The organism is Shewanella salipaludis (genome assembly GCF_012911865.1).
GTDB classification, from domain to species: domain Bacteria; phylum Pseudomonadota; class Gammaproteobacteria; order Enterobacterales; family Shewanellaceae; genus Shewanella; species Shewanella salipaludis.
In genome coordinates this window covers 169,087-182,526 of the sequence record NZ_JAAXYH010000003.1, presented here as the reverse complement: position 1 = coordinate 182,526, position 13,440 = coordinate 169,087, and the positions used below count along the sequence as shown (strand labels likewise).

The following is a 13,440-nucleotide window of genomic DNA, read 5'->3' as shown; positions in this document are numbered from 1 at the left end:
GCCAGATGGGGCATGGTATCATCTGCGGTGGAATTGAAAAAGAGAAGAGCCGACTAAGTCCGCATTTGTCACTGTTGGTGGCGCCAGGTGCCTGGTCCGGACTCAGTCAATGGCCGCTACTTGGCGCTGAAGCGACCGCCGAGTACGGCCGGACGCGAGGCGCCCGTGACCGCAGGCAAGTTTGCCGGCAGCCCCAGATGATGGCGCATGGCGAGCCAGGCGAAGGCGATGGCCTCGACCCATTTGGCGTCTATGCCCAGCACAGAGGTGGTTTGCACCTGATAACCCGGCAGCAGGGCGGTCAGTCTCTGCATCAGCGTCTTGTTGAGGGCGCCGCCGCCGCAGACGAAGAGTTCACCCCGGGGGGAGAGCTTGTTGATGTCATTGGCTATGCTGTGGCAAGTCAAATCCAGCAGGGTCGACTGTATGTCTTCCTCGTCCAGATTGGCATAGGGCGCCATCTGTTGCTCCAGCCAGGCTTGGTTGAACAGTTCCCGTCCCGTACTCTTGGGGTAATCCAGGGCGAAATAGGGATGAGACAAGAGGTGCTGCAGCAGGCCGTCATCTGTCTTGCCCGACTCGGCCCATTGGCCATCGAAGTCGAAGGCTTCGTTCTTGACCTGTTGGATCCAGCCGTCGATCAGGGTATTGCCTGGGCCTGTGTCGAAGCCCAGCACCTGGTCGCTGTCGCCGGGCAGGTAAGTCACATTGGCTATGCCGCCTATGTTGAGTATCACCCGCTGCCGGCCGGCGGCGGCGAAGATCTGCTGGTGGAAGGCCGGCACCAAGGGGGCGCCCTGACCGCCGAGGGCGATATCCTTGCGGCGAAAGTCGGCGATCACGTCTATGCCTGTCTCGACTGAAATAGTGTTGGGATCGCCTATCTGCAGGGTGAAGCCCATTTCGAGATTGGGCATATGCCTGACAGTCTGTCCATGGCTGCCTATGGCTATTATGTCTTCCCTGGCGACGCCGCTCATCTCTATGAGGCGATTGACCGTCGTGCCGAAGAGTTGCCCCACACTGCGGTCCAGCCTGCCCAGGCGGTTGATTTCATCGCTATCGGACTGGCATAAGCGCTGCAATCCCTTGAGCAAGTGCGCCGGGATCATTTCGCTATGGCTGGCGATGAGCCTGGGCTGGCCGTCGGCGAAGTCCACCAGTACGGCATCGACACCATCCATGCTGGTGCCTGACATGAGTCCAATGTAATAGGCGGTTTTCATGATTCGGGTCCGCTGGCTGATTGCATGGCAACTTGTACTTGCTTGTCATGTTGAAGTGTAGCCATGAGTTGTTGGCTGAGGGCGGTAAATTGCTGTTTTTCGCGCTTATCTATGGCTTCGGCCTTGGGCAGGCTGATGGTGCGGGGGTTGCGGTGCACCCCGTTGACGATAAATTCATAGTGCAAGTGGGCGCCAGTGACCCGGCCTGTCTTGCCCAGCTTGCCGATGATCTGCCCCTGCTTGATGGTTTGTCCCTGTTTGACCAGGCGTTTGCTCAGGTGCAGGTATTTGGTGGTATAAGTGTCATTGTGTTTGATGAACACATAGTTGCCGTTGTACTGATTGTAGCTTGACGCTACGACCTTGCCGCGGCCGGCCGCCTTGATCGGCGTGCCTATGGCGGCGACATAGTCCACGCCTCTATGGGCCCTGACCTGGCCCGTTACCGGGTGCAGGCGCTTGGGGTTGAAGTTGGAGCTGACGTATTTGAAGTCGACCGGTGAGCGCAGGAAGGCCTTGCGCATGCTGTTGCCGCTTTCCGAATAATAATTGCCATCGCTATAGCGCACCGCGGTATAGCGCTCACCCTGATTGATGAATTCGGCTGCCAGTATGTTGCCGTTGCGCAAGAACTCACCGTCGGCATATTCCTGTTCATAGAGGAGGGCAAAGTTGTCGCCTTTTCTGAGATCCAAGGCAAAGTCTATGTCCCAGCCGAAGACAGTCGCCAGCTGCATCACCTGGTTTGGGGTCATGCCGGCATCTATGGCGGCATTCCAGAAGTTACTCTTGATATTGGCGCTGGCAAACTGGGTGCGTACTTCGACCTTCTTGACCGACATGCGCTCCTGGTATTGCTGGTTTTGCTTGCTGATCAGCAAGGTCGTGATGGCATCGACCCGGTAACTGACCTCTGTCAGTTCACCCTTGGCATCTTTGGCGATGACAATTTCTTCCCCTGGCATGATTTTCAACAGGTTTTTCTTCGCCAGTGGCAACTGGGTGATGTCATAGACTTCTCTGGCACTCAGGCCGGCGCGATTGAACAGCGCCGCCAGGGTGTCGCCCGCTTTGACTTCAAAATGCTCAACGTCTGCATGTCTGGCGAGCTCGGTCGCCTCTGCTGTGTCTGGGAGCGGCTGAGCCGACTCTGCTTCAGGCTGTGACTGTGATTGTAATTGAGATTGTGATTGGGACTGTAACAAGGGCTGGGACTGGGCCGAGGTGTCTGCCGCTGCCTTGGTCTCGGTGGCCGAAGGCGGTGTCGGAGTGCGAAATGCCAAGGGCACTGGATAACGGGTATTGATCTCGATAGTCTGGTCCCGGGTTTGTCTGGACGCTTCGGCATCTTCGGCGGGCAGCAATACTGTGACGGTCAGGATAACCATGAGGATGCTGAGCAGTATTTGATGCTTTTTCGGCAGTAATTTGAATACCCTAATGACCTTTCCCATCGACGACTGTACCAATTTCCTGAGCTCTTTATTATCCCCTTAGTGTACACACTTTCATTTAGACTGGCTAACAAGTAACATAAGCGCCATTATTTTATGCGTAAGGCCCAGGAGTCGCTGCCCAGATGGCTGATTTAGACCAAGTATTAGCAGAAATTAAACGTGGTACCGACGAGATCTTGCTCGAAGCGGATCTGTTGGAAAAACTCAAGGAAGGCCGCCCCTTAAGGATCAAGTTGGGTGCCGATCCCACGGCGCCGGATATTCACCTGGGACACACGGTTATTCTGAATAAACTCAGAGCGTTCCAGGAGCTGGGCCATGAGGTCATCTTTCTCATAGGTGATTTCACCGGCATGGTGGGTGATCCGAGCGGCAAGAACAGCACGCGCCCGCCACTGACCCGTGAGCAAGTGCTGGCCAATGCCGAGACCTACAAGGAACAGGTGTATAAGATCCTGGACCCGGCCAAGACCCGCATCGAATTCAATTCCAGCTGGCTGGAGCCGCTCGGCGCCGCCGGCATGATACGCCTGGCGTCGAAGCAGACGGTTGCCCGTATGATGGAAAGGGACGATTTCAAGAAGCGTTATGCTTCCGGCCAGTCGATCGCCATTCACGAATTTATGTATCCTCTGCTGCAGGGCTATGATTCTGTTGCCCTCGAGGCCGACGTCGAGCTGGGCGGCACGGATCAGAAGTTCAACCTGCTGATGGGGCGTGAGTTGCAGAAGGCCGAAGGCCAGAAGCCCCAGGCGGTGATCATGATGCCACTGCTCGAAGGCCTGGACGGCGTCAAGAAGATGTCCAAGTCGGCCAACAACTATATAGGCGTGAGCGAGCCGGCCAACGAGATGTTCGGCAAGATAATGTCTATCTCGGATGAGCTGATGTGGCGTTACTTTGAGCTGCTGTCATTCCGTCCCTTGGCCGAAATCGAACAGTTCAGGCAGGATATTGCCCAGGGCGCCAACCCGCGGGATACCAAGATACTCCTGGCGAAGGAAATCATCACCCGCTTCCACGATGCAGCCTCTGCCGAAGCGGCCCACCAGGCCTTTATCGACAGATTCCAGAAGGGTGCCATCCCGGATGACATCCCCGAAGTGGCCTTGATTGCCCCTGAGGGCCTGCCGATCGCCAACCTGCTCAAAGACGCAGGTTTGGTCGCCTCGACCTCGGATGCGATGCGGATGATCAAGCAAGGTGCGGTCAAGATGGACGGCGACAAGCTGGATGACAGCCGGCTGTTGCTGCCCGCGGGTACCCAAGCTGTGTTCCAGGTCGGCAAGCGCAAGTTCGCCAAGGTCAGTGTGAGCTGACTCATAGCGTGTTTTCGAGCCGATTAAAAAAGGGTCTGTACTGAGTACAGACCCTTTTTTGTGGGCGTCGTTGCGGCCTAACGCCTATTGGCCGGCCAATTGATCCGACATGGTCTGATAGTCCATCAGATCCAAGTGTTCCATCACTCGCCTATGCTGCATGTCCAGCTTGAGGCTGGTCACCCCGGGAATGGCGATGTCGATGATCTTGCCTGGTTTGCCGAATTGTTCGCCCGGCCCCTTGAAATGATAGTTGCCTATCATCACCACCAGGGAGCCGGAGTTGAACATATGCTCGATATTGAATTCATATTCGAGCACCCCTTCATGGGCTCGCTCGAGGAAAGCTATGATGTGGCGCTGTCCCTTGTATTTGCGGTCGGCGGTCCTGTCATAAAAGACACTGTCGCGGTTGTAGAAGCGTTTCAAGGCAGGGTAATCATGCTCGGTCAGCGCCTGCAGATAACGCATCGCCAGCCGTTGTTCCTCGGGCATGTCACCCGAATTTGCCGACACGGGCAAACACAAGAGGCTGAGGATGAAGCAGAGTATTCGCACACTAAGGTCTCTTTGTTTTTATATCAGCCGCCGCGCGGCTTGTGGTATGTCAGGCCCGGGTAAGCCAGGGCTCGGGCGTATGGGGCGGCTCGCCAGACACAATATTCGAATAATGCCTACTCATGGGGCTGCGATCAAGCTCGGGATGCAGGGACCATGGCATTGGCTCTGCAACCCGGGCTTTGTCGGCGGCACTCGCTTACTTGCTCATCTCTTTGAGGTGAATATTCAAGGCGATGACAGAGATGCGTATCTCTATCACGGACAAGATCAGCGAATACAGCAGCAGGAGCAGGCTGCAACCGAAGATCACCGAGCCTGTCTGGGTGAAGCCTGCGTAGAGGAAGATCATGCATAGCACGCACAGGGCGAAGCTGGAGACGCCGGCCTCCTGCATCCTGCGGATCAGCACTATCCGCTGACGTAAATTTTTGATCTGATCGTCATGTACGGGTTTATTCTCGCCGCTCAGGCTCCTGATCAATGCCGCCAGGGCGAAGAAGCGATTGGTATAGGCCAGTAACAGCAAAGATATCGCCGGGAATAGCAGGGCGGGGGTCGTCAGCGACAGGTGTATATTTTCCAGCAAGATGGCAGCCTCTTTCTATGAACTAATGACTCTGGAATATGGCCCAAAGAGTATGACTCATGGGTATCTTTTAAAACAAGTGGTTAGAGGCTCTGTTGCCAGCGCAGGCCTGCCCATAGCAGAGGTAAAATGACCACGGAACTGAACCAGAGCGCGCAGGCGCGGGAGGCGAGTTTCACCGCAGGGCGGATCTGGGCGCCGTTGGGCAGCGGCCCCCGGCCTATGGGCTCGACGGCGATCCGTATGTTGTTGAACTTCTGCGGTCCGCCCAGTTCCAGGCCCAATATGGTGGCGCTGACATGCAGACTCAGCAGCGTATTTCCCAGCGGGAAGCGGCTGACGGGTGGACTCAGTAGCGCCTTCAGCGCCCTGGGCCCGCCCTGGATCGCCAGCGAAAAGCTCCATAACCAGGAGGGGATGAGCAGCAGCACTGAGCTGGTTAGGTACACGGGGCGGTTAAAGTGGCGATAGCGTGGGTCCAGTGCCGGCCAAGCCAGTTCCAGCTGCTTGAGCATGCGCACGGCCAATACCGCCGAGGCGCCGGCCAGGCCGAAGAAGAACAGGGTGGCCGCCGTGCCGTAAACCGGCGAGGAGACCAGTTTCTCTATGGTGGCCTTACTCACCCCCACGGGGGAGAGATTCTGGGTATCACGCGCCACCCAGAGACGGAGCAGGCGCTTGGCGCCGGCATTGTCATCCCGCTCCAGCGCCTGGGCGACATCGTCGGCCACCTGGCTGAAGCTGGCGTCACTGAGGCAGAGGTACAGCACCAGAAACTCGAAAAACCAGGGGAAGGCCGCCAGTTCGAGCAGGAAGCTGATGATGCCCCAGAAGGGCAAGATTAACAGCAGACTGGCGAGCAAGCCGGCGGTGACCCGCTGTGACGGCGAGCGTTCCGGCTTGTTGACCTTGGCGGCCAGTCGCTTGGCCAGATGGCCGAACCAGATCAGCGGCTGCATTTCCCGCGGCAGTGGTGCCAGTCGTGCCAACAGCAGGGCAAAAAACAGAACCAGGAATCCCTCAAACAAGTTGCCATCGACAAGGACCAATTGCTCATAGAAGGGGGTAGTCATGGGTTCAGTCTCTGCCGCTTAGAGTTGCTCTAGTAGTGCCATGACCATCAAGGCCGAATGGTGCCCGGCCTTGACCAGATAGGCATCGAAATCCACCGGCGAATCGTTGTTGGCATTGTCCGACAGGGAACGGATCACCACGAAGGGGACCTTGAACTGGTGGCATACCTGGGCAATGGCGGCGCCTTCCATTTCGCAGGCAGCCATGGTTGGGAAATGCTTGCGCATGGTGGCGGTGCGCTCGGGATCGCAGATGAAGCTGTCGCCGGTACAGATGAGACCTTCGATGGCCTGGACTTCACCCAGGTGCTGAATCGCCTGCTTGGCGGCGGCGACCAGGCGTGCATCCGGGATGAATGCCGCTGGCTGCTGTGCCATTTGACCCATTTCATAACCGAAGGCGGTGACATCCACATCGTGATGCCGCACCTCGGAGGAAATGACTATGTCGCCTATGGACAGGGTGTCGACGAAGCCGCCGGCCGAGCCTGTGTTGATCACCGCATCCGGGGCGAATTTCTCGATCAGCAGGGTCGTGGCTATGCTGGCGGCGACCTTGCCTATGCCGGAGCGAGTCACTACCACATCTTTGCCTGCCAGTTGGCCGGATACGAATTCAATGCCGGCAATGGTTTGCGAGCTGGGGTGCTTCATCGAGGCGATGAGGTGAGCCACTTCCGGCTCCATAGCGCCTATGATACCTAGTTTCATGGGGATCTTTCCTGATAACAATAAGCTGCGCCGTGAGTCCGCAGGCTTATCGGGGTAAAATATGCGCGCTAATATAGCATAGAGTGATGAAAATGTTAGTCGCCTAAGACGTCGGGCCAGTTTGGCGGCGGCGCAAAAAATGCCGGCGCATCCATGGATGCGCCGGCATTTCACTCGAGCCCTATGTGCCCGGGTTAATCCAGGTAGTTGAGTATCCCCATGGCGGCATCCCGACCTTCGGCGATGGCCGTGACCACCAAGTCGGAGCCCCTTACCATGTCGCCCCCGGCAAATACCTTGGGATTGCTGGTCTGGAAGGGGTTGTCGCTCTGCTTGTTGGCCTCGACCCGACCCCATTGATCCAGGGCGATGTCATGCTCGGCAAACCAGGGGGCAGGACTCGGCTGGAAACCGAAGGCGATGATGATGGCATCTGCCTCCAGCACCTGCTCGCTGCCGGGGATGGCTTCGGCCCTCTGACGGCCACTGGCGTCGGCGGCGCCCATCCGGGTCTCGACACAGGCGATGCCGCTCACCCGGCCGGCGACGGTCTCGATTTCGACCGGCTGACGGTTGAAGAGGAAGTTGACCCCTTCTTCGCGGGCATTTTGCACCTCACGCCGCGACCCCGGCATGTTGGCCTCGTCGCGGCGATAGACGCAGGTCACCTGGGTGGCGCCCTGGCGCACTGCGGTGCGCACGCAATCCATGGCGGTGTCGCCGCCGCCCAGCACCACCACCCGCTTGTTAGCCAGGCTCAGGTAAGGAGTGGCCTCATCCTGGGTGCCCATTATGTGATGTGTGTTGCCTATGAGGTAGGGCAGTGCCTGGTGTACCCCTTGGGCGTCCTCGCCCGGCAGGTTGCCCTTCATGGCGGTATAGGTGCCCATGCCGAGGAAGACGGCATCGTACTCTTCGAGCAGCTGGGCGAACGCCAGATCTTTGCCTATGGTGACGCCGAGCCTGAACTCTATGCCCATGCCTTCGAGCACGCTGCGGCGAGTCGCCATCACTTCCTTGTCCAGCTTGAATGACGGAATACCATAGGTCAGCAGGCCGCCTATCTGGGGATACTTGTCGAACACCACCGCCTTGACGCCGTTGCGCGCCAGGATATCGGCACAGCCGAGACCGGCAGGACCGGCACCTACTATGGCGACCCGCTCGCTGCGCGGGCTGACCTTGGTCATGTCCGGCCGCCAGCCCTGGGCGATGGCGGTATCTGTGATGTATTTCTCCACATTGCCTATGGTAACGGCACCGAAGCCCTCATTAAGGGTACAGGCGCCCTCACAGAGCCTGTCCTGGGGACAGACTCTGCCGCAGATCTCCGGCAGGGTATTGGTCTCGTGGACCAAATCCGCCGCTTCCATGATGCGCCCCTGCTCGGCGAGCTTCAGCCAGTTGGGGATATAGTTATGCAGCGGGCACTTCCACTCGCAATAAGGGTTACCGCAATCCAGACAGCGATCCGCCTGCTCGGCCACCTGGGGCTGGGAGAAGGGTTGATAGATCTCGATGAACTGAGTCGCACGTTTGGCCGCCGGGTGCTTGGCAGGATCCTGGCGTCCGACCTCGATAAATTGAAAATCATTGCTCATGCTGCTTACCCCACTCTTACTGCTAGTTCCGGGCTCGACTGCTCTATCTTAAGCAGATCGGCGACGGCGATATTTTTAGGTTTCACCAACACAAAACAGTCCAGCCAGTTATCGAACTCCTCCAGGATAGCGCTGGCATGTTCGCTGCCGGTTTCGGCCACATGCTCCTGGATCAAGCCCTTCAGGTGTTGCTGTTGGATCGGAGACTCCAGCTTCTGGGTATCGACCAGCTCGGTATTGACCCTGCGGTTGAAGCGGCCGAATTGGTCGAACACATAGGCGAAGCCGCCCGTCATGCCGGCGCCGAAATTGACGCCCGTCTTGCCCAGCACCACTACTATGCCGCCCGTCATGTACTCACAGGCGTTATCGCCCGTGCCTTCGACCACGGCGATGGCCCCAGAGTTGCGCACTGCGAAGCGCTCGCCCGCCTGGCCGGCGGCGAACAGCTTGCCGCCGGTGGCGCCATACAGACAGGTATTGCCGACGATGGCGCTGCGCTCACTCTGGAATGGGCTGCCCAGCGGCGGGTTGATGACCAGCTTGCCGCCGGACATGCCCTTGCCGACATAGTCGTTGGCGTCACCGCAGAGCCTGAGTTCGAGTCCTGGGCTATTCCACACGCCAAAGCTTTGGCCGGCGCTGCCACTGAAGTTAAGCCTCAGGGCTTGCTTCGTGCCTTTGACGCCGAGCTTGCCGGCTATGTAGCCCGACAGTGCGGCGCCGACCGAGCGGTCGGTGTTGTTGATGGCATAGGCGGCCTCGAAGGTTTCGCCCAGATCCACCGCCTGCCGGCATTCGTTGAGCAAGTGTTGGTTCAACAAGCCCTGATCCGCCGGTGGATTGGTTTCCTGCCAGGTGAGCGCCGAGCTTGCCGGCAGCTTGGGCCGATAGAGGATAGGCGACAGATCCAGCCCCTGTTGCTTGCTGGTTTGGCCTTCGAGGGCATGGAGCCACTCGCTGTGACCGACCAAGTCTTCGAAGCGCGCCACGCCGAGTTTCGCCATCCATTCGCGCACTTCCTCGGCGACGAATTCGAAGTAAGTCATCACCCGCTCGGGTAAGCCATGGTAGTGGTTATCCCGTAGATGCTTATCCTGGGTCGCGACCCCGGTGGCACAGTTGTTGAGATGACAGATGCGCAGGTACTTACAGCCGAGCGCTATCATGGGCACAGTGCCGAAGCCGAAGCTCTCGGCGCCGAGCAGCGCCGCCTTGATGACGTCCGTGCCGGTTTTCAGGCCGCCGTCGACCTGCAGGCGTATCTTATGCCGCAGGCCGTTTTCCACCAGCGACTGGTGGACTTCGGCCAGCCCCAATTCCCAGGGGCTGCCGGCATACTTGACCGAGGTGATGGGGCTGGCCCCAGTGCCACCGTCGTAACCTGAGATAGTGATCATGTCGGCGTAGGCCTTGGCGACGCCGGTGGCGATGGTGCCAACACCTGGCTCGGACACCAGCTTCACCGAGACCAGGGCCTTGGGGTTGATCTGCTTGAGATCGAAGATCAGCTGCGCCAGGTCTTCGATGGAATAGATGTCATGGTGTGGCGGCGGCGAGATCAGTGTCACCCCGGGTCTGGCATGGCGCAGGCCGGCGATCTCGACACTCACCTTGTGACCCGGCAGTTGTCCGCCTTCGCCCGGTTTGGCGCCCTGGGCGACCTTGATCTGCAGCACTTCGGCGTTGACCAGATAATGGGCCGTGACCCCGAAGCGTGCCGAGGCTATCTGTTTGATGGCCGAGTTGCGCTCGCTGTTGAAGCGGCGGGCATCTTCGCCGCCTTCACCCGAGTTGGAGCGCCCGCCGAGACGGTTCATGGCGATGGCCAATGCCTCATGGGCCTCGGGGCTGAGGGCGCCGATACTCATGGCGGCGCTGTCGAAACGCGGGTAAAGCGTGCCGGCGGCTTCGACGGTTGCCAGGGAGATGGGTGCCTGGTCGCCCTGGATGCCGATGAGATCTCTCAGGGTCGCGACCGGGCGCTGATCTACCAGTTGGGCAAATTGTTTGTAGGCACCATAGTCCTTGTCTTTGAGCGAGGCCTGCAGGCTGTTGACCACATCCGGGTTGAAGCTATGGTATTCGCCACCCTCGACATATTTGAGCAGTCCGCCCTGGGGCAGGGGCACATGGGGCCTGAAGGCCGCCTTATGCAGCAGCTGTTGATCATCGGCAATACCCTGGAAACTGACTCCTTCGATGCGGCTGATGACTCCCTTGAAGCAGAGGCTGATGACATCGCTCGCCAGACCTATGGCTTCAAACTGCTGGCTGCAGCGGTAGGAACCGACCGTGCTGATGCCCATCTTGGACATGATCTTGCGCAGGCCCTTTTCTATGCCGTAACGGAAGTTGAGCATCAGGGCCGTGGTGTCACTCGTGTTGGCGCCGTCGCCCGCACCATGGCGTTTGGCGAGATCCGAGATGGACTCGTAGACCAGATAGGGGTAGATGGCGGTGGCGCCGAAGCCCAGCAGCACGGCGAAGTGGTGCGGATCCCGCGCCGATGCCGTCTCCACTATGATGTTGGTGTCGCAGCGCAGGCTCTTGTCTACCAGCATCTGTTGCACCGCGCCCACGGCCATGGCGGCCGGGATGACTTGTGCCGACTTGGCGATGGCGCGATCCGAGAGGATCAGCAGGGTAGTGCCGGAGCGGGCCAGGCGTTCGGCCTCGTCCGTGATGCGGCGAATGGCATGCTCCAGGCCTTCGCTGGGATCATAGTTGAGATCCACCTTGTTGGCGCGATAGTAAGTGCTGTCCAGGCCCAGCAATTGATTGAAATCGCTGAACAATAATATGGGGGAGTCGAACATCACCCGATAGGCGTTACCCGTGGTCTCGTTGAACAGGTTCTGCTCCCGGCCGATACAGGTGGTGAGCGACATCACGTGCTTCTCGCGCAGCGGATCTATCGGCGGGTTGGTTACCTGGGCAAATTTCTGCCGGAAATAGTCGTACAGGGAACGGGATTGCCTCGACAGTACCGCCATGGGGGTATCGTCACCCATGGAGCCTGTGGCTTCCTCGCCTTGCTTGGCCAGCACCCAGATCACTTGTTCCAGTTCTTCACGGCTATAGCCGAACAGTTTCTGGTAGCTCAGTAGCGTCTGCGGGCTGAATTCGCTGGCGCCATGTTGCTCCGAGGCCAGTTGCTCGGCGGGAATTAGGGTGCGGCTATTTTTCGCCATCCACTCCTTATAGGGGTGACGGCGCTTGAGATCGTTGTCTATCTCGAAGGATTGATACAGACGACCGTTGAGGGTGTCGAGCACCAGCAGCTCGCCGGGACCGACACGGCCCTTCTCTATCACCTCATCGGCGGCATAGTCCCAGATGCCCACTTCCGAGGCCAGGGTCAGTATCCTGTCCTTGGTGATCACATAACGCGAGGGCCGCAGGCCATTACGGTCGACGGCGCAGGCGGCATGGCGACCATTGGTCATGACTATGCCCGCCGGACCGTCCCAGGGCTCCATGTGCATGGAGTTGAAGTCGTAGAAGGCCTTGAGCTCATCATCCATCTCCGGGTTGCTTTGCCATGCCGGCGGGATCAACAGGCGCATGGCACGGTACAGATCCATGCCGCCACTGAGCAGCATCTCCAGCATGTTGTCCAGCGACGAGGAGTCTGAACCCGTTTCATTGACGAAGGGCGCCGCCTGCTGCAAATCCGGCAGCAGCGGCGAGTTGAACTTGTAGGCGCGAGCCCTGGCCCATTGGCGGTTGCCCGTGATGGTGTTGATCTCACCATTGTGCGCCAGGAAGCGGAAAGGCTGTGCCAGCGGCCACTTGGGCGAAGTGTTGGTGGAGAAGCGCTGGTGGAACAGGCAGATGGCGCTCTTGAGGCGGATATCGGCCAGATCCGTGTAGAAGGCCGGCAGGTCGACCGGCATCATCAGGCCCTTGTAGACTATGACCTGGCCCGAGAGACTGGCGACATAGAAGTCGCTGTCGTCGACTATCTGCTGCTCCAAGCGACGGCGGGCCATATAGAGGCGCCGCTCGAGATCTTTCTCGCGCCAGCCTATGGGGGAGTTGATCAGCACCTGTACTATCTGCGGCAGGCTGGCCTTGCCTATTTCACCCAACACCTCGGGATTGACCGGCACCTTGCGCCAGCCGGCGATGCTGAGGGTTTCCCGCTCCAACTCACGCTCCAGCAGGTGCTTGGCCAGTTGGGCCTTGTCTTCGTCCTGGCTGAGGAATAGCATGCCGACGGCAAATTTGCGGCTCAGGTGCCAGTCATTTTCGGCGGCGACCGCTTCGAAAAACTGGGTGGGCATTTGCATCAACAGGCCGCAACCGTCTCCCGTGCGACCGTCGGCGGCAATACCACCTCTATGCTTCATGCGATCCAGACCATGGATGGCTGTGCGCACTATCCTGTGGCTGGCTTCGCCATCCATCTGTGCTATCAGTCCAAAACCACAGTTGTCCCGCTCAAAACTGGGATGATATAAGCTCATACAGAAACCTCCCTAAACCTCGGCTAAATACGACTCGGGAGAAATGTAACAGACATTCTATATAGATATGCACCCGAACCACCCAAATTAGCCTGGGGTTCAGCAAAGGTCAAACCATAAATTTGCCTATACTCATGGCGTTTCAGCAGATTTTTTGCAGTAAATATAGTTGATTTACGTTAACGTAAACTGTGGAAGTGCTTGTATAACATTATGAATAAAAAGAATTTTAAAATTGGTGAGACTTTTGATTTACGCTTTGGCAACATTTTATGCCGAATTTTTTAAATTCACGGACAGTGATTTTCATTACAGATACTGAAGAATAGTTAAAAAATTACCCTTTTTGCTTAATTATTCATTTTTTTATGCGATAGTGGCGCACCCGATAGCCTGAGCCCAGGCCGCGGCGGTGCGGCTCTGTGTCATGCCTT

At 58.2% G+C, this 13,440-nt stretch carries 9 protein-coding genes; 1 reads left to right on the top strand and 8 read right to left on the bottom strand.

The window, feature by feature from the left end; genetic code table 11:
* Positions 1–116: 116 nt before the first annotated feature.
* Both HC757_RS06480 and HC757_RS06475 read right to left on the bottom strand, forming a co-directional pair.
* Entirely contained in the window at positions 117–1,226 is a 1,110-nt protein-coding gene (locus HC757_RS06480) for an anhydro-N-acetylmuramic acid kinase (protein ID WP_169563498.1), read from the bottom strand.
* Entirely contained in the window at positions 1,223–2,680 is a 1,458-nt protein-coding gene (locus HC757_RS06475) for a peptidoglycan DD-metalloendopeptidase family protein (RefSeq protein ID WP_169563497.1), read from the bottom strand. The genes HC757_RS06480 and HC757_RS06475 overlap by 4 nt, the downstream gene beginning before the upstream one ends.
* A gap of 125 nt (positions 2,681–2,805) precedes the next feature.
* Here HC757_RS06475 and tyrS point away from each other — a divergent pair, with 125 nt between their 5' ends.
* Positions 2,806–4,002: a tyrosine--tRNA ligase gene (gene tyrS / locus HC757_RS06470; RefSeq protein ID WP_169563496.1), complete on the top strand. Its 1,197-nt coding sequence runs from the start codon at positions 2,806–2,808 to the stop codon at positions 4,000–4,002.
* 84 nt (positions 4,003–4,086) lie between these two features.
* Here tyrS and HC757_RS06465 read toward each other — a convergent pair whose 3' ends face one another.
* From HC757_RS06465 to gltB, 6 genes are all read right to left on the bottom strand, one after another.
* Positions 4,087–4,560 carry a nuclear transport factor 2 family protein gene (locus HC757_RS06465; protein WP_342343046.1) on the bottom strand — a complete coding sequence of 158 codons (474 nt, stop codon included), beginning with the start codon at positions 4,558–4,560 and terminating at the stop codon, positions 4,087–4,089.
* Positions 4,561–4,759: 199 nt separating this feature from the next.
* Complete coding sequence (locus tag HC757_RS06460) at positions 4,760–5,137, bottom strand: DUF2721 domain-containing protein (RefSeq protein WP_169563642.1); 378 nt, start codon at positions 5,135–5,137, stop codon at positions 4,760–4,762.
* Positions 5,138–5,232: 95 nt separating this feature from the next.
* A complete protein-coding gene (locus HC757_RS06455) occupies positions 5,233–6,222 on the bottom strand; it encodes a cobalamin biosynthesis protein CobD/CbiB (RefSeq protein ID WP_169563495.1) in 990 nt (329 codons plus the stop codon).
* 18 nt (positions 6,223–6,240) lie between these two features.
* Complete coding sequence (locus HC757_RS06450; protein WP_169563494.1) at positions 6,241–6,933, bottom strand: 5'-methylthioadenosine/adenosylhomocysteine nucleosidase; 693 nt, start codon at positions 6,931–6,933, stop codon at positions 6,241–6,243.
* Positions 6,934–7,127: 194 nt separating this feature from the next.
* Positions 7,128–8,534, bottom strand: a complete 1,407-nt coding sequence (locus HC757_RS06445) for an FAD-dependent oxidoreductase (protein ID WP_169563493.1) — start codon at positions 8,532–8,534, stop codon at positions 7,128–7,130.
* 5 nt (positions 8,535–8,539) lie between these two features.
* Positions 8,540–13,006: a glutamate synthase large subunit gene (gene gltB, locus HC757_RS06440; RefSeq protein ID WP_169563492.1), complete on the bottom strand. Its 4,467-nt coding sequence runs from the start codon at positions 13,004–13,006 to the stop codon at positions 8,540–8,542.
* Positions 13,007–13,440 lie beyond the last annotated feature (434 nt).

Excerpts from the sequence above, each read along its gene's own strand:
- HC757_RS06480 (WP_169563498.1), bottom strand. The coding sequence starts at position 1,226 with ATGAAAACCGCCTATTACATTGGACTCATGTCAGGCACCAGCATGGAT.
- HC757_RS06450 (WP_169563494.1), bottom strand. The coding sequence starts at position 6,933 with ATGAAACTAGGTATCATAGGCGCTATGGAGCCGGAAGTGGCTCACCTC.
- HC757_RS06445 (WP_169563493.1), bottom strand. The coding sequence starts at position 8,534 with ATGAGCAATGATTTTCAATTTATCGAGGTCGGACGCCAGGATCCTGCC.
- HC757_RS06455 (WP_169563495.1), bottom strand. The coding sequence starts at position 6,222 with ATGACTACCCCCTTCTATGAGCAATTGGTCCTTGTCGATGGCAACTTG.
- gltB (WP_169563492.1), bottom strand. The coding sequence starts at position 13,006 with ATGAGCTTATATCATCCCAGTTTTGAGCGGGACAACTGTGGTTTTGGA.
- HC757_RS06475 (WP_169563497.1), bottom strand. The coding sequence starts at position 2,680 with ATGGGAAAGGTCATTAGGGTATTCAAATTACTGCCGAAAAAGCATCAA.
- tyrS (WP_169563496.1), top strand. The coding sequence starts at position 2,806 with ATGGCTGATTTAGACCAAGTATTAGCAGAAATTAAACGTGGTACCGAC.